We start from the raw sequence: 18576 nt of genomic DNA on the forward strand, positions 1-18576 counted from the left end.
ACGCAATGCGTTCCTTACAAACAATCCCTCTTTATATTGATCAAACGGGGGGTGTATCCCTTGCACAATTGTCCGCCCGTGCAAGGCGTCTCAAACGACAACATGGTCTAGATGTCTTGATTATCGATTATATCCAACTCATGACAAGCGGTTCAAAGCGTTCATTAGAAAACCGCGTTCAAGAAATTACAGCCATTACCACCGGATTAAAAGCACTTGCAAAAGAACTCAATATTCCCATCATTGCTCTGTCTCAACTTTCGCGCCAAGTTGAAAACCGAACCGATAAACGTCCGCAACTCTCCGATTTACGTGAATCTGGTTCAATCGAGCAAGATGCCGACATTGTTCTGTTCGTTTATCGTGAAGAATATTATCTCAAAAATGAAGAACCCAAAGAAGGCACTGCTGAGTATAGCAAGTGGCAAGATGCAATGGAGCAAGCCAAGGGTAAAGCCGAGGTTATTATAGCAAAACAACGCCATGGTCCGACAGGAATCGTTCCCCTTGCCTTTCAACCCGACTTTACATGCTTTAGTGATTTGGAAAAATAGGAGCAGAAAAATGCGTTAAAGAGAGCTTTAAATACCCTTTGAAAGGCATTTGAAGATCCTTTGAGAACATCTTTAAAACTCTTTAAAAAAAATAAATTGGTACAAAACCTAGTGTCAAAATATACAAAACCCACTGGCAAGCTACAACAAAACCTGCTGGCAAGCTACAATACAAAACCTGCTGGCAAGCTACATACATACAACTGGCTGGGGAACTTGGATTCGAACCAAGATTGACGGAGTCAGAGTCCGCTGTTCTACCATTAAACTATTCCCCAATAAGCCAATTTTACCATTTCTAGCAGATTCTATAGTGTAGGCAAGTGCAAAAAATCTTTAGATTATCAATAATAAAGAGCGATAGGGATATCATTATAATCCCAGTAGTGGCGGTCTCAATGTTTTAGCATATAGCAATAAGCGAATAAACACATATAAATAGAGCACACCGTGAACGGAAGCATCACAAACTCTTGTTGAAATATTCTCTATATAGGCATACTTTGTTAAAAGACAGCTACTAAATCATGGAGAATTAATGAGTAATATTTCCACTTATCCTGTTCCCCCAAACCTACAGTTGGTATATGTCTCAAATGTAGAATATTCTACCGCTTTTTACAAATTCATCTTCAAGAAAGAACCTGTGTTTACTTTGCCACGCTATGTTGCATTTGCTTTTTCGGGGGATGCACTCTTTGCTCTCTGATCTGGGGGCGATACGCCTGAGGAAAATGCACCTCGTTTTTCAGAAATCGGCATTATGTTGCCTACTGGAGAGGACGTAGATAAGCTCTATGCGGAATGGAAAGAGCAAACCACTGTTGAGATAAATGTTTTGAAGGAACCGTATACTGATGTATTTGGACGTACCTTCCTAATCAAAGATCCGGACGGACACATTATTCGTGTTTGTCCACTGGATTTAAAAGCCTGAGATCCGATGTTTAATCGTCTGAATTATAATACCTGAATTATAATAATTGTCTGTTTCCAAAACCTATAAGCTATGCACGCTAAGAGGCTTACTTACGACGCGTGGCTTATCCGTTCGGTGCTGTTCCATTATATTCAGCCCCACAACTTGCCTGTTCCCACAGGCGGCCTCATTGGCTTGGACATCAGTCGGCGTTATTGCATGGCCAGTGATCAGTACCTGTAAATCATAGAAGCTATCCCTCATCGCCTTATGTGGAGTCTTTTGTTGGAATGGGAGGAATATTCTTTACAAGGAAATTGATATCTTTATGAAGTTAAAAAGGTACTGTACATAAAAACTAATAAAATCAATACATTAAGTGCAGTTATTTTGTATGAACCCACTTAAGAATCCATACTTTTATGCATGTTTGAATTGATCATTTTTTATATAAGATTGCCATGGATGAATAGACCATAAAAAGCAAATCATGATGCAAATATTATAACGCATGGGTGCATTCAAATGAAATGAAAAGCGGTTATCATTCATAACAGGTCATAAATTTTATGATACGTTTTTATCACAGCACAAATCACATTGTTTTAAATTTCAGTCGTTTGGAATTATCGATAACATAAATTGTATACATTTAAGAATGGGATGTGTTTTGCTCTTTATTTGAGTGCAACCTTAAAAGGAATAATCGTTTGAAACTATCATAAGCTTATGGATTGAGTTCATAAAGATTGCATAAAAGAATTTAAAGACAAGATCGTTTTTAAAAACGCTTACTAAAAAGTTAGTAAATGATAGGCAGGCATTATATAGATACTATCATCACAATATAGAATGAAAATCACAATGTTATGTCTTATGAAACTGAAAACCTTTTAATGATATAACGCAAGCAAGCGAGCAAAAAACGTTTTAAAAGTTACAGTTTAAAAATACGAAACCAAATGAGCTCCCCCCAAATTGGGGGGCACCTATTGAAAAAAAGATGAGGCAGCAAAATTCAAAACCATTGTAACATCTAAGGCATGGGATTTTATTCAATTTTGAGTCAAAAGCTATAATGTTTAAAGATGGCTCTATTCTAAAGATAATGCCTCCAAAATTGGATTGGTTGATTTTGCCAACTCAAATTTGAGCTGGTTAATTTGCAAAGAAGTTACATTTGAGTGCAAAATGAAAAGATACTTATGAAAGCCTTATTGAGAAAACATTCATTTAAGATGCATTTTCTTTTGATTGGATTGATAAAGTTACTAAGCTTTTATAGGCTCTATAATGCTAATGAATGATATCAAAATCATAGCTATCATTTACGTTTCTTTTGATAAGTTTTCATATTTCTAATAGAGCACTTGCAATATGATACGTTTTGTATATATGCATTCATTACTCCATTGTGGATGATTCATTCGAATCTTATAATCAATATCTGAAAGCCGCGTCATATCATTTGGCACGGCTTTCTTTTTTGAATTCTCTTTAGATAGGTTTATAGCTATTAGATAAGGCGTTCCCATAAACATAGCCAGATATACGTGTATTACTATGGAAAGGATTTATTTGCGAGAGGATTACCAGACGATGTTTGCTTTGCTTGTGCAATTAAAGAGAAAGTCAATGATGTGCCTCAGATCCGAAAAATCTTTAGCCAATTTAAGATAAAAGAGGTTGGCACATCTTATACATGTGGTTCAAAGAATCCGCACCGGCTCAAGAGCTTATCATCTCAAATTGCAATTTTTAGAGGAAGAGAAAAATATGCATTAAAGGGATTTTAAATAACCCGTGAACGTTTTTGAAGATCCTTTGAAAAAAATAAATTGATGCAAAACCTGCTTTCAAATTATACAAAACCCGATGACAAGCTACAATCATTAAATACTGGCTGGCATTAAATACTGGCTGGGGAACTTGGATTCGAACCAAGATTGACGAAGTCAAAGTCCGCTGTTCTACCATTAAACTATTCCCCAATAAGCCAATTTTACTATCCCTAGCAGATTCTATAGTGCATGCAAGCGCAAAAAATCTTTATGATTATCGATAATAAAGAGCGATAGGGATGTCATTAATTGTTTTGATTTGAATATCGACATCGTAAATGTCTTTAAGAATTTCTGGTTGCATAATTTCTTTTGGAGTCCCACAATAGGCCGCTTTCCCATTTTTCAATGCAACAATCATATCTGAGTAAGATGAGGCAAAATTAATATCGTGCATAACAATAAGAATGGTTTTTTTCAGTTCATCAGCTGTGCGGCGTAACTGCTTCATCATAGAAACGGCATGTTTCATATCCAGATTGTTTAATGGTTCATCTAAAAGAAGATAATCAGTGTCTTGGCAGATAACCATGGCTATAAAAGCGCGTTGACGCTGACCACCAGAAAGCTCATCTAAAAAACGGTCTTTTAAATCTTGTAAGCCGAGATAGCGTAGCGCACTGTCGATAAATTGTTTATCTTCATGTGTATACCAGCCTTTTGAATAAGGATAGCGTCCGAAACTTACTAAATCGTACACGGTTAAGCGAAAAGACAAAGGATTTTCTTGACGCAGAATTGAGAGTTTTTGAGCCAAAATATCGTGGGGCATTTTATCAATATCAAAGCCGTCGATATGAATTGTACCATTATGGTGTGGCAAAAGACGTCTTATCAGCATTAAAAGAGTTGATTTTCCGGAACCATTGGGCCCAATGAGAGAAATAATCCCCCCTTTTGGAAGATGAAGGCATAAATTATCGATAATCAATCGTGCTCCGTAAGCCTTGGAAAGATGATTGATCTCAATCATTTTAGTTTTCCCTTCATCAGTAACATTAAGAAAACAATACCCCCACAAAACTCAATGATAAAACTTAAACGCCCTGCCATATGAAAAATTTGTTCTAAAATAAATTGTCCCCCCACCAAACAAATAATCGCTAACAATATTGCAATCGGCACAACAACACTGTGTTTTGCTTGAGGAGAAAGTTCATAGGAAAGGTTGGCAACTAACAGTCCAAAAAAGGTGACGGGGCCTACTAATGCGGTGGAAATGGATACGAGAATGGAAACAAAAATAAGGACAGCTGTCGCACTTTTGTGGTAATTAACGCCAAGATTGAGGGCATTTTCACGTCCCAAAGCCAAAATATCAAGAAGATGACGGGAATGCCATCCAATCAGACTCACAATGAAGACAATGATTGTGGCAAAGCTTATTAATGGTGTATTGAATTTATTAAAATTTGCAAACATAATATCCGTTAAATTCATCATTTGGTCTGGATTTAGTTGCAATTGCATAAACATCCGTAAACTGAAAAAAAAGCCGCCTAAAACAACACCGATTAAAAGCGTCAAGTGAAGCCCTTTTAGGCTTCCTGAAAAGAGCCAGCGAAAAAGGCTTATTGAAAAAAGAATAAGAATGAGGGCTTCAAGAACAAGCTGTCCTTCTTCATTCAAAAAGGGTAAAGAAAGAGAGCCTACAAAATACATTAGGGCAGTCTTTATTAAAATATAAAGCTGATCAAATCCCATAATTGAAGGGGTAAGAAGACGGTTATTAACGATTGTTTGAAATAAAACCGTAGAAACGCTTATTGCGTAGGCAATAAGAAGCAGAGAGGAAAGTTTTGTAAGACGAAATTTCCATGTATAAACATTGATATTCCATGTCATGTAAAGACTAATGATAGTACATGCTATGATGATAAGTGTTGTTAGTACACATATTGTTTTTCTTCTTCTATCCAAGACGCTTTCTCCAGCGTAAAAGCAGTATCATAAAAATAAAACTACCGATTACACCCATTATGGTGCTGATGGGAATTTCAAGAGAGGGATGAATTATTCGTCCTAAAAGATCACAAATCAAGACCAATCCTGCACCGCTGATGGCCACCCAAGGAGCGGTATAGCGCATATTATCTCCCATGAAACTTGAAACAATATTTGGAATAATCAACCCAACAAAAGGAATACGGCCAATGGTACAGACAACAACAGCAGTGATTGAGGCGACAATAAAAAGACCAAAAAACATGACAACACGATAATTCAATCCAAGGTTGTTGGTTAAATCTTCTCCCAAACTTGCAACCGTAAAGCGATCAGCAGTACAATAGGCTAGAATACAAAGGGGAAGGGATAACCATAAGAGCTCATATTTTCCTTCAAGAACCATCGCAAAACTGCCAAATAAGTAAGCTTGAAGAGAAGGGAGTAACATTTCATAATCTGCAATGGCATTGGTTAAAGAGCCAATAATATAGCTTAGCATAATCCCTGTAAGGGGTACAATGAGAGCAGATTTTAGAGGAATGCGTCGCAATAAAAACATAAAAAGTAAAGTGCCTGCCATGGCAAAAATTGTCGCAACGACCATTTTTCCTAAAACAGGAATATCGGGTAAAAAAATCATAATAAAAAGAATGCCAAGGGAAGCAGATTCAATGGTTCCAGTGGTTGATGGCTCGACAAAGCGATTGCGTGTCAATAGTTGCATAATCATGCCTGAAAGTGCAAGTGCTGCGCCTACTAAAAGGATTGCAATGGTACGAGGAAGACGTGTTTGCCAAAAGATAAGCCACGCATGGGGATCGGCTGCGAAAAGGTCAGAAGGTGTGACATCAGAATAACCAACAAAAATGCTGAGGATCGACAGGAAAATTAGAAGTGTTATGGTTATCCAGTAATTCTTCACGTTAAATCATTTTCTAACAAAATCTAAAAAAAGCAAAGACTGCTTAATAAACAACCTCTGCTTTTAAATTTTATTTATATAGCAAGCAAGCTCTTTTGTACGCTTATTTGCTCTTTGTAAAGGCTTCATTGATCTGCTGTGCGGTTTCAATGAGTGCCGTTAAACCACCATTTGCACGATACCAGCTCCAAGAGTCCAAATAAATAATTTGGTTTTGTTTGCTTGCTGTTGTGCGGTGAACAAGCTCATTGTTGAGCAATTGTGCTGCGGATTGTCCTTCCCGTCCAATGGCTGCATCGCGATCAATCACTAACAACCAATCAGGATTGGTTTCAAGAATGAATTCAGGAGAAATGAGTTGTCCATGTTTTTGCACGGTAAGTTTATCGGTTGCAGGGGCAATTCCAAAAGCGGAGTGAAAAATATCGAAACGTGATTTTGGTCCGAAAGCACTGATTTTTCCACCAGAAGTCATGAGTATGAGCCCAGTGCCTTTTCCTTGGGTATTTTTACGGACTTCAGCAAAAGCTTCATTGAGTTTTGCAATTTCCTGTTCTGCTTCTTGTGTTTTGCCAAAAATTTTTCCAAGGATAGACACATTTCGTTTAATATCTTCAAGAGAATTTTCGTTTTCTACTGTTAGATCAATTGTTGGAGCTATTTTGGATAAATCTTTATATTTTGCTTGAGTTCTGGAGGAAATAATAATCAAATCGGGTTGAAGAGTGGCAATTTTTTCATAATCTGGTTCAAAAACGGTTCCAATTCTTTCATATTTTTCATCATTAAATTGTTGCAGATAGGAAGGTTTTTTTCCTTCTGGAAGGCCGATAACGGCTTTGATACCAAGGCGATTCATATTATCTAGCGAAGCAAGATCAAACACAACAACCTTTTGCGGAGAAGCGGGAACAGAAGTCGTGCCTGAAACATGATCAATCGTTACATTTGTCTGGGTACTGGTATTTGCAATACTCGTATGAGTCCACAAAACCGTTGCAAAGCTCATTGCAACCAGTAAAACAGAAGTCATCCATTTCATATATTTTATCATCGTGATTTTATCCTTTTATCTGATATTACAAGGGGTTGTGCAATTAAAAACCTTAACTTAGGTATCTTTATGCACAAAATGAAGCGTAAATAAATAACACTATGTTGTAAAGTTGACTTACATATGTTACAAATTGTTCACTTACCTCATTTTCACTTAATTCTAGTGTTTTTGCAACATTATTTAGAAAGTTTGACATATGATCAATGTATTTAAAAAGCGTACACGTTTGTACGCACTGACAACAAGTGCTTTCTTCTTTTTACAAGGTGTAGATGCTTCTATGGGGCAAATGTGGTTGTCAACTGGATTCTCATATCTGACAGAATCAATTTGGGGAAGTTCATCAAAATCTCCTGCACCTAAAGTAGCAGAAGCCCCCGCATCTCCCGCACCACGAGTAGCTAGTGGTGCCCTTGACGGCGTTGGTGCTGGTGGTACTGGTGGACTTGGTGGTGCTGGTGGACTTGGTGGTGCTGGTGGACTTGGTGGTGCTGGTGTTCCTGGCGGCGTTGGCGTTGGCGGTGTTCCTGGCGGCGTTGGCGTTGGCGGTGTTCCTGGCGGCGTTGGCGTTGGCGGTGTTCCTGGCGGCGCTGGCACTGGCGGTGTCTCTGGTTCTGGGCAACCGAGTCCTTTAGTAGAATCAGTACCAGCATTGTTACCGCCTTGTTCTTCAGCCAAAGAATCTCTGTCTAGAGCGTCTATTTTCTGTGATGATGGTGCTACACATACACTTGGACAAGGTGCAGGTAGTAGTAAAACTCAGCTTAAAGCAGGAAGGTATGAGCGTGCTATATATGTAACAGGTCCTTCGCCTACAGTGATTAATGTATCTGGGATATCCGTGGTTGCTGAAGAAGGTGCAGATATTAAGGTGGTTGACAATAAAATTCTGTTTCAGGGTGAAGGTAGGGGCTCTGTATTTGCGGATGGTAAGTCTCAATTTGGCGCTGAGATTAATTTGAAAGATACAGTGGTTGAGGGATTTGCTTATGGGATTGGAGCTTCTAGTTATGGAAAGGTTACTATGAATAGTGGTTCCCTTCACAGCAGTTATGTGAATGCTATGGCTTCAAAACAAGGTGTGATTCTTTTGGAAAATGCAAATGTTAAAGCAGATATAATTGGTCTGTGGAGTGATGATAAATCTGTAATAGAGATGAAAGGAGGAACACTTTCTTTAGGAAGTACAACGGTAGGGGTTATCGCTTCAGAAATGGGAATTGTTCTATTGGATAATGTTACAATTCAAGAAAATGTTTCTAAAATAAATGATGCTGCACAGATACAGGCAGGGGAGAGAAGTAGAGAGCGGGTGGGTCCGGAAGATTCTGATAGAGATGATTCTTCTCAAGATGTTGGGCGCGTTGCTTTTCTATCACGTGATGGTTATATTTCGTTTAACAATGGGAGTTTTGATGTTCCAAATACTGTTTTTTTGCAGATTGGTCCAAATGTTCCAAGCAATATTGTACGAAATATGCAAGAAGATATAGCCACTTATTTTGTTGAGTTTGAAGATGAAAATGGTGAGGAAGATCTTCCTGTTTATTTTCGTTCTTCCCATAGTTCTTCCAATAGTTTCCCCAAAGCTTTTAGTGATATTTCTTCTTCTATTTATAAGGCTAGAATACAGAAAGAGAGTGCCCTTGGCATTGATCCATTCTCTAATTTCTTGAATTTAAATGCTGTTATAAAATCTTCATCTATTGAGGTTCCAGGTAAAAAGTCTTATGGTATAGACTTTGATCGTCGGGGTAATGGGACACAGTCTGTGGATCCGGTGCCACATGAGGTTCTTTTAGAAAAGACTTCTCTCAAAGTTCCAGAGGGTATCGCTATTTACGGTGATGGTTTGAATGGTTACGTTTTTTTGCAAAATGAATCGGAAGTTTCGGGTGCTCTTTTGTTGAAAGCTAAAAATTCTGATTTATCTGTTTTTGCTAACAAATCTACCATTGCAGGTGCTACTCGTTTTGATGATAAATCTCATGCTAGGCTTTTTTTATCCAATGGAGCAGAATGGCGGGTAACAAAAAGTTCCTATGAAGATTCAGAAGATGTCGATCGGCATTGTATAGATTCATGTATTTCATCTGTGAGTCTTCAAGATAGTGCTATTGAATTTTTTACTTCACAAAAGAGAAATAGTGAGGGTTCTAACGGTGGAAAGGCTGTTACTGTATATCAAACTCTTCGCATCGGAAAAGGAAAGGGCACTGTTTACAGTGCTAAGGGAACTTCTTCAATTCAGTTCAATGTAGATGTAACTGGTAAGGCCGTAGATGTATCTGGTAAGGTCATTGGTCGAAATTCTGATAGACTGTTGATTCATGGTGATGTTTCTGGGCAAACTAAAGTAAAGGTGAGGGCACAAGGAGCAGGTTGGGGTAGCAGCGATAACAAGAATAGTAAGGGATATAGTATTTCACTTATTCAAGTTTTTGGAAGGGCAGAAGAAAGCTCTTTTAGTTTAGATGGTAATTATGTTACGCTCGGAACTCCTTATCAGTATGTTCTTCGTGCTTATGGTCCAACTATTCCTTCGAAAATGCAGTATTTCGATAAGGCTTTGGTTAAGGGCAGTAAAGATGTTTGGGATTTTCGTTTAGAAGATAGAAATTTGCTCTATGAGCGTAATTCTATTTCTTTCGTAGGTGGCAATAGGGAGAGGGCGGGAGTAAATATTCCTTCCGTGCAACCTCGTGAAACTGTGGGAAGTGAGGTAGATAATTCTTCTGTAGGATCAACTCTTCCATCTGGAACTTCTGAATCTACACCACCTAATCGAGTTATTACTTCTAGTACGAATGGGGACCCCGCATTACTTAGGAGATCTGATACAGGTGATATAAATCATGAAGAGGTTGGAAATGAGCCTTCTACAATATCAGATCCTTTATCTCCTTCTCTACATATTTCGACAATTGGGGGGACTGTTGATGGAAGTAGTAATAGGGGAACGGATCCTTATATGTTGGGGGGAAATTTGGGATATCATGAAGAATTGTATACAACAGATGGAAATGTGGGTATTTCCCTTCTTAATGTTGATCCGAGTCAAACGGTTAGTCAGAATGAAGCAGAATATGATATAGTAGGCTATAGTACTTCTGATACGGTTGGTGTGAATTCTGTAGTTCATCAAACTGAGACAGGTCAAACTGAGACAGGTAATGAAGACCATACAGAAGGTGGATATGATGGATACGTAGAGAGTGAAGCATCTGGAGCTGTAACGCCTCTTCCTTCTCCTACTACATCTTCTATTATTTCGACTGTATCTGAGGGGGGCGCATCTACTGATCAGGGTGGGGCTGGAACATCTGAAACTGTAACGTCTGTTCCTTCTTCTACTACGCCTTCTGTTGCTTCTGCTGTATCTGAGGGGGGAGCATCTACTGATCAGGGGAGGGCTGGAACATCTGAAACTGTAACGTCTCGTCCTTCTCCTACTACGTCTCCTGTTGCTTCTGCTGTATCTGAGAGGGGCGCATCTAATAATCTTGCAAGATCGGGGACATCTGGGCATAGCGTATATACTGTTTCATCCAATTTATCTCCTTCATCTAGAGGTAGAAGTTCGTTAAATTTAATATCTTTAGGAGCTGATTCAGCAGCGAGATCTGATCGAGGTGGGATTTCTGTGATATCGACAGATGGGATTTCTCTATCATCTGGGCACACTATATCGAATAAGATTCCATCTATAAAATCAGCAGCTTCCATAAAGCCTTCTTCTGAGGTTTCTGTAAAGCCTGTTGCATCTTCTAGTCTAAATTCAACTGCTTCCATAAAGCCTTCTTCTAAGGTTTCTGTAAAGCCTGTTGCATCTTCTAGTGGAGCTGTTGGACGTGTTCTTGTGCTTAATAATTCTGGTAAGGAAACGATTTCTTCTACATGTGGTGATACGGAGAATAATAATAGTGAGAGGGGATCACAGACTTCTTATTTGTGTAGAGATGGTAAATCGCGGACAATAACAGGGAAGACACTGAAGGCAAGTGAGGCAACTCAACATTCTATGCATGCAGGAAATCCGAATACAGTTATCAAGTTAGAGGGTACTACTGTTAGTGGTGCGGATTCTTCTAATAGTAAAAATAATGTTGATTTTACTATATCAAAGCTCGTGAGTGCTGTGCTTGCAGAAGATAAAGCAGAAGTTATTTTGGATAAAAAATCAAAAATCCAATCTTCTGTGATTGGGCTTGAAGCGCAAAGTGGTGGAAAGGTTAAGATGACTGGTGGGACAGTCGATGCGCTTTATGTAGGCGCTTTGGCGGGTTCTGGATCATCTGTTAATTTAAAGGATACGAAAATTAACGTGACGGGGGATTTGGCTGCGGCTGGTTTGGTAAGTCTGGCTGGTAAGGTGTCTATGGACTCTGGGGCTATTACTTTGGAAAAGGGAGTGGCTGTGAGGTCAGAAGCTGGGGGAAGCGTTGAGTTAGACAAAGTTAATATTACTGCGAAAAAAGGACAGGGTAAGTTAGATTCCGCAGATAACTTTGGGCGTGCAGCTTTTCTGTTGAGTGATAATGCTTCTGTTGATTTTAAGAATGGGAATGTTGTGACTGATGCTCATGCTTTGTGGATTATGAAGTCTGATGATAATGTGGTTGAGACCGGCTCTTCTAGGAGAAGGAGATCTTCTGAGGTTCGTCCTACTACGAATCATGCAAATATCGAGTCTTCTATTGTTACAGTGGAAGGTGATGGAACCTATGGTATATATTTTGATGGGGGAATACAGAAAGAAGCGAGTCAACAAAATCGGAGTGAGGATTTAGCAACTGAGAAAGCAATTGTTGTTAAGCGGAGTACTGTATCCAAACAGGAAAAAACGCTTGTAGGCATAACAGGGACAGTTTCGTTGAAAAAAACTGATTTTGAAGTTGCAAGTGGTATAGCGATCTATGGTAATAATTCTGGTGGTCATGTTTCAGTAGAAAATAAAACAACTCTTGTTGGTGACTTGTTGTTGAAGGCTGACAATGATTCCAATATATCGGTTTTGGTTGATAGTTCTATTGTTAAAGGCGATGTTCGCGTTGATAAAAGTTCTTATGCAAAATTAGATTTAATTAATCAATCAGAGTGGATTCTAAAAAGAAGTGCACAGAGGAATTTGGGTACTCCAGATTTAGGATGTGTGGATTCATGCGTTTCTTCTGTAAGTCTTGTAAATAGTACTATTGATTTTGCATCTTCGGAATCTGAAGGAAAATATCAGACTCTCCATATTGGAAATGGGAAAGGAACAGTTTATGCTGCACAGGGTAATGCTGCAATTCATCTCAATGCACGTTTAAATCCTCATGATCCGAATAATCAGCAAGTCACTGATCGGCTTGTAATTCATGGTGATGTTTCTGGAAAAACAAAAATACATGTACGAGGTGATGCGGGCAATGTAGGAGATGGTAAAGCGAATGCCAAGATTGCTCATACTGTTTCAATTATTCAGGTCTATGGTCAAGCAAAGAAAGACTCTTTCCAACTCGATGGCAATTATGTTGCACTGAGAAACTCACCTTACAAATATACTCTTCGTGCTTATGGTCCAGAAGCGACTTCGAAACAGGAGCATGTTCAGCAGAAATTTGTTAAGGATGGTGGAGAATTTTGGAACTTCCGTTTAGAAAATCAGTATGTTAAGTCTGTTGGATCTGCTGCCCTTCCTGAACAATTTGTAAGGTCTGTTGTTCCACAGGTTCCAACTTATCTTGTCTTGCCTAATAGCGTATTCCACGCTGGTTTGATGGATATTAGCAATCAAAATAAGCAATTGGAGACGTTGCGGATGACTTCTACAGGAATGGTAGAGGTTCGTGAAAATCCCGCTTTATACTTGCGCGGCTATGGTGGAAGTTACCGTTATGCTTCAGATCTTTCCGCACTTGAATATGGTTATGACGGCGATCTTAGTTATAATGGTGTAGAGGCAGGTGTTCTGCTGCAAACTATTGAAAATGCTGACAGTGCTATATCCTTTGGCGTTATGGGAACTTATGGAAAACTTTCTCTGCAGCCTTTGAATGTTGAGCAAAGCCAGAAGAGTGCATTTGATAAATGGACTGCTACGGTATATGGTAGCATGCAGCATAATGCTGGCTTCTATGTCGACGGTCTTTTATCCTATGGTCTGTTCAAAGGTGATGTTCTCACCCTTGCACGGGGTAAAACAGCAACATTAAAAGGTAATCCTTTGAGTGTTTCTTTAGCTGGTGGTCAGACAATTGCGACAGGATATAAGGGTTTTGTCTTTGATCCGCAGGTTCAGGTTGTGTATCAACATCTCCAGTTTAATAAAGCTCGTGATATTGACAATTTTGATATTGAAATGGGTAACCTTAATCAGTGGGTAGCACGTGTTGGTGGACGCTTAACCAAGATTCCTACAGGTTCTGAAGGCGTGAATGCTATTGCTTTCTATGGTAAGCTTTATCTTGCTCATGGTTTTGAAGGAAAACAGTCTGTGCATTTCAATGATGCTTTCAAGTTAGGAGCTTTTGGTTCCTCTATAGAGGCTGGATTAGGTTTTAATGCCAAATTGTTGCCACAGTTCTCTCTGCATGCTGATATTCTCTATCAACATAAGCTTAATAAGGCTGGTTTTTCGGGAACAAGTTTTTCCGGAGGAGTACGTTATCAGTTTTAATATAAGGTACACTATGTACCTTATTAGAAAAGGCAGCACATTGTGCTGCCTTTTCTCTTTATAACAACTTGTGTTGTTCTTAAAAAATCTCGTCTTCTTTATTAAGCAAAAAAGACATAGTTTGTTTTATGCATGAGAGCACTTTTCTCCGCTAAAGCGAATTTTCTTAAAATTTATGCTACTACTGATGCGATAGAGTGCTTCGCTTTTATCGGCTTTTAAAGCGTTCAGCAGACCGGTATGCGTTACGTTATCCTTTTTGGTACTGTATTGATATTATCTAATATAATATTTGATGTTTTCTAAAGCTCGTTTTTGAGCGTTTGTTTTCTACTGATTTAAGTCATTGTTTCATTCATCTCCTTGTGGATTAATTTTTAAAGTTCACAAGGTTTGATTGTGTTTTTAATTAATTGCACGCACCGGTTTTATTTTTTCTTTACACGAAATACAGAATGCATTATACACTTATAAAGTGTGTTTTGTAACTATTCTCTTATAGGTGGTTTTGGCGTAGAGCTTTTGCCAAATTTATTGGGATAATTCATTGCACAGTTCAGATGAGCATGAGGCATGTTCTTTTGTTACACTTTTCGTATTTTTGAGGTGTGCAATGGGGTGTTTTGTAAGTGCTTTTGTTTTTAATGAGAGGGGAAGGAAAGTTTCGAGGGAACTATGATTAAAGTTTTTAGAAATCATGTATGTTTATGTGCTTGTACAACCGCTATCCTCTCTTTGCTTCAAAATGGAGCAATGGTTGAAGCAAGTGTTAAAGGGCATTATAGTACGTCTTCTTATGGTATTAGCAATATCGAGACCGATGTTTATGTCGTCCCAATTGCCCCCACTGTTCCAAACAGCAGTTATTTTATCAGTAGTGTTGATGGATATCCTATTAGGGATAATTTTTCTAACTTTTTCAGTGGATACAGTGAGGAAAAAGAAGGTGTATACGGCCGTGAAATATATGAAAATAATAAGCTTATATTACATGATGGTGCATATTATATATGCGATAATTGTGAAAAAGACAAAATTGATAATCGGTCTTATAAAGCTGTACGTGGGGGGAAACCGTCGAGCGTTACTGCTATAACGGTGAAAGGAATAGGTACAGAAGTTTGCGGGAAGGGTGTAACGGTTAGTAGTCAAGTTGCTGATAAAACTTTTCTAATGGGGGTGCATGTATTAGAGAACGGTAAGATTGTTTTGGAAGATCCGATTATCAAAGGCACAATTATAGCCCTTCGTGCGAGTAATGGCGTGATTGAGGTAAAAAATGGAAAGATTGTGGAGAACCATGAGGGTGTTGATGCAGCAGAGAAATCGTTTGTTCTTTTAGAAGATACAAAAGTTAAGACCGCTAATGGGAATGCAAGTCTTTTAAGTTATGATCATTCAGAAATTTGGATGTCAGGTGGATCAGTTGATTTTATGAACAGCCATGGGATTTCTTCGATGTTAGGTGGAAAAGTAAATCTCGAGAATGTTAAAATTACTGGGAAAGGTAAAGAAAAAAATTCGGATAATCATGCGGTTTTGCGTACGGATTTAGGGGGGGCTGTTAATTTAGAGGGTACTATTGTTAGTACTGGTGGGGGTGTCCATGGCATATTATTAGAAAATAAAGTTAATTCTATTCCTCTTCAGGAAGTTAAAAATTTATCAAATGAGGATTCTGATTCAAAGATTCCTGTGACTGAAGTTAATATGAAATCCTCTTCTGTTACCGTAAATGGTAAGGGATCTTATGGTATCTATTTTCGGGGAGAGAAGCCATGGAGTGAAGGTGGGGATAAAAAAGAAGAAATTTCATCAGAGGAAGAAAAAGTTCCACCACGATTAGAAGTTGTTAATTTGGATAAAACAGAGTTTTCTGTTTTAGACGATGCGGCTCTTTATGGTAAAAACATGATTTCTGGTGCGGTGGGGTTGGTACACAGCACTCTTCGTTCAGGGAATTTTTTATTAAAAGCTGAGGAAGGTGCTTCTATAACAGTTTTGGCGGATGCTTCTACTCTTGAGGGTCGCACACACGTTGATAAAAATTCTAATGCTGAGCTTTATTTGGGAGGTCATTCTCAATGGATTTTACAACAACCGTTGCAAAAAGATCAACACGAGGCTGCACATGATTCTTCTATTTCACTCGTGAGTCTTATGGATGAGAGCTCTATTAATTTTAAAAGACACGAATCTTCTTCTGTTGATGATTATCAAACCCTTCGTGTGGGAAAGGGAAAGGGTGAAGTTTATAAAGCACAGGGCGGTGCCTCTATTTCTCTTAATACATACCTGAATAGTGGTGGTGCTCTTGATCATCAAAAGACTGATCGTGTTTTAATTCATGGTGATGTTTCGGGAAAAACAAAGCTCCAAGTGCATGGAGTTGCAGGAAGTCCAGGAGGATATACGGGAAAGGGGGGGAATGCTGAAGGTATTTCAATCATTCAGGTTTCTGGAGAAGCAAAGCAAGATTCTTTTCAGTTGGAAGGTGGTTATGTAGCATTAGATAAATTGCCTTATCAGTATAAGCTTTATAGTTATGGTCCAGGGTCTCATTTGGGAAAAGCAAACATGGATCAAAGATTAGTTGAAGGGAACGGAGAATTTTGGGATTTTCGCCTTGAAAGTAGATCGATAGATTCTGATGTTAAACCTAAACCAGATCCTGACCCAATTCCAGGACCAGAACCTTTTCCAGAACCAGCTCCGGAGCCTCATCCTCGTCCTAAGCCGGGCGTTAAGGCTGTTGTTCCGCAGGTTCCGACTTATCTCCTTTTACCTAATGCCTTACGTCATATTGGTTTGATGAATGTTAACAATCAAAATAAGCGATTAGAAGCTTTGCGCATTGCTTCTGGGGGCTTATTAGAAAGTCGTGAAAAACCTCTCTTTTTTGTGAGCGGTTATGGCGGCAATCATCGTTATGCTTCAAATCTTTCCGCGCTTGAATATGGTTATGGCGGCGAGCTTGATTATAATGCCATAGAGGCAGGTGTTTTGCTAAAAGCAATCGAAAATACGTATGGTTCCACTTCTTTTGGAATTATCGGGGCTTACGAGAGATTTTCTTTGCAACCTTTGAATGTTGAACAGAGTCAAAAAAGTACATTTGATAAATGGTCAGTTACGGCATACGGTGGTATGCAGCATGATGCGGGTTTTTACGTTGATGGTCTTGTGTCTTATGGGTTTTTTAAGGGTGATGTTCTAACAACCGCACGGGGCAAGACGGCAACATTAAAGGGAAATCCTTTAAGTGCTTCATTGACTGCTGGTAAAACATTTATGGTAGGAGAGGACGGTTTTGTTTTTGATCCTCAAGTTCAGGTTGTTTATCAATATCTTCAATTTAATAAGGTGCGTGATGTGGACGGCTTTGATATTGATTTAGGAAAGCTTCATCAATGGATAGGGCGTATTGGGGGGCGTTTAACAAAGAGGCTGGTTGCTACTGATGAGGCTCAAGTTATTTCTTTCTATGGCAAGCTTCATCTTGCTCATGGTTTTGAAGGAAAACAATTTGTGCATTTTAAAGATGCTTTTCAGCTAGGTGCTTTTGGTTCTTCATTAGAAACTGGGTTAGGTTTTAATGCCCAATTGTCTCAAAAATTTGCGCTTTACGGCGATTTGGTTTATCAGCACAAACTAACGAAAGCTGGTTTTTCTGGAACGAGTTTTTCAGGTGGATTGCGTTATCATTTCTAGTGTTGTTCCTGTTTTTGATTAATCTTTCAAAAAGCCACAAGTTGTACTTGTGGCTTTTCTCATTCTCTATTCATCTTGTGTTATAGCATTTTTACGAGAGTGTGACTTTGCATATCTTTAATATGCTTTTAGGTTGGACTTCTTTCATTTTTTTGAAAAGTCTGAAGAGTTTGTACGTTATTGTTTCAAAATGCGTATTTCAGAGTGATTATTATATTATTTATAATATTTTGATTTATAAAGATATTTTTTAATTTAGGGCGCTGAAATATTTTCAATGCTCTTATGATGAATCCATAAAAAGCATTCCTTTGTCTATTATATGTAAGATTGGCAAGTGGATAATCATTTAAGAAAGGGTCAATATAATTTTGGGAATTATGTTAAGAGGAGAGGATTTACAATATTAGAAATTGGCAAAGACAAAAATGCTACTCAGGCGCAATGAGGGCTGTATCCGATGAACTTTATATTATATCCGCTGTCGTTGTGAAATGGGGATGGAAATAATGAGATATATCTGAGAAAATTGGTGAATGAGAAACACAATGATATATTGTTTTGTAAAATATGTTTTCTTTAAAGGAATTCGATAAATAACAGGATGAAGTCATGTGTCATCTTCACTTTTTAAAAGTACGGCTCTGAATGCTTTCGACTGTTGTAAAGTTGAATTAAAAGGAGATAGTAAAATCGGAACTGATTTTTACATGTTCTTACCCTTTATTAGGCTATCTTGCCATGAATATTGCCTAAAAATGCATATGTAAACTCTTGTTTCTCAATTTTGGCATATGTTTTGTCTGCTTACAAAGTACATATTGTTTCAATATAAGATCTATCGTGAGGATGTTGATTATGTCAGCTCTGGGGGGTGATTAGACAGCAGTTAAGTAGGTGTTTTTAATGCATGTTAACTGATTAAGGGTGTTTTTGAATAACAACTTTAAAGGTGATTTTTCTG

At 38.4% G+C, this 18576-nt stretch carries 7 protein-coding genes, 2 tRNA genes and 2 pseudogenes; 5 read left to right on the forward strand and 6 right to left on the reverse strand.

Features of this window, described 5'->3' with window-relative positions:
* Positions 1-554 (forward strand): DnaB-like helicase C-terminal domain-containing protein (locus ACFIJZ_RS07895; protein ID WP_375631511.1); only part of this gene is annotated, 554 nt, incomplete at its 5' end.
* 204 nt (positions 555-758) lie between these two features.
* Here the strand turns inward: ACFIJZ_RS07895 and ACFIJZ_RS07900 are convergent.
* A tRNA-Gln gene (locus ACFIJZ_RS07900) sits at positions 759-832 on the reverse strand.
* A 458-nt stretch (positions 833-1290) separates the two neighbouring features.
* Between ACFIJZ_RS07900 and ACFIJZ_RS07905 the strand changes: the two are divergent.
* Together ACFIJZ_RS07905 and ACFIJZ_RS07910 are read left to right on the forward strand one after the other, a co-directional pair.
* Positions 1291-1491, forward strand: a pseudogene (locus ACFIJZ_RS07905) (VOC family protein); the annotation flags it as partial.
* A 1544-nt stretch (positions 1492-3035) separates the two neighbouring features.
* Positions 3036-3235, forward strand: a pseudogene (locus ACFIJZ_RS07910) (DNA adenine methylase); the annotation flags it as partial.
* Positions 3236-3390: 155 nt separating this feature from the next.
* Here ACFIJZ_RS07910 and ACFIJZ_RS07915 read toward each other — a convergent pair.
* The 5 genes from ACFIJZ_RS07915 to ACFIJZ_RS07935 form a co-directional block, all read right to left on the reverse strand.
* Positions 3391-3464, reverse strand: a tRNA-Gln gene (locus ACFIJZ_RS07915).
* Between the two features lie 64 nt (positions 3465-3528).
* On the reverse strand, positions 3529-4287 hold the full coding sequence (locus tag ACFIJZ_RS07920; protein WP_375623948.1) for an ABC transporter ATP-binding protein: 759 nt from the start codon (positions 4285-4287) through the stop codon (positions 3529-3531).
* Complete coding sequence (locus tag ACFIJZ_RS07925; RefSeq protein WP_375631513.1) at positions 4284-5234, reverse strand: iron chelate uptake ABC transporter family permease subunit; 951 nt, start codon at positions 5232-5234, stop codon at positions 4284-4286. The genes ACFIJZ_RS07920 and ACFIJZ_RS07925 overlap by 4 nt, the downstream gene beginning before the upstream one ends.
* Positions 5227-6183, reverse strand: a complete 957-nt coding sequence (locus ACFIJZ_RS07930; RefSeq protein ID WP_273791483.1) for an iron chelate uptake ABC transporter family permease subunit — start codon at positions 6181-6183, stop codon at positions 5227-5229. The genes ACFIJZ_RS07925 and ACFIJZ_RS07930 overlap by 8 nt, the downstream gene beginning before the upstream one ends.
* Before the next feature lie 103 nt (positions 6184-6286).
* On the reverse strand, positions 6287-7237 hold the full coding sequence (locus ACFIJZ_RS07935) for a siderophore ABC transporter substrate-binding protein (protein ID WP_375631515.1): 951 nt from the start codon (positions 7235-7237) through the stop codon (positions 6287-6289).
* A gap of 199 nt (positions 7238-7436) precedes the next feature.
* On the opposite strand from ACFIJZ_RS07935, the gene ACFIJZ_RS07940 reads away from it, so the two are divergent.
* Entirely contained in the window at positions 7437-13901 is a 6465-nt protein-coding gene (locus ACFIJZ_RS07940) for an autotransporter outer membrane beta-barrel domain-containing protein (RefSeq protein WP_375631517.1), read from the forward strand.
* Between the two features lie 675 nt (positions 13902-14576).
* Positions 14577-17612 carry an autotransporter outer membrane beta-barrel domain-containing protein gene (locus ACFIJZ_RS07945; protein WP_375631519.1) on the forward strand — a complete coding sequence of 1012 codons (3036 nt, stop codon included), beginning with the start codon at positions 14577-14579 and terminating at the stop codon, positions 17610-17612.
* The last annotated feature ends 964 nt before the right edge of the window (positions 17613-18576 follow it).

Origin of the sequence: Bartonella sp. CL70QHWL (assembly GCF_042194855.1) — a bacterium.
In the GTDB taxonomy this organism is placed as follows: Bacteria; Pseudomonadota; Alphaproteobacteria; order Rhizobiales; family Rhizobiaceae; genus Bartonella.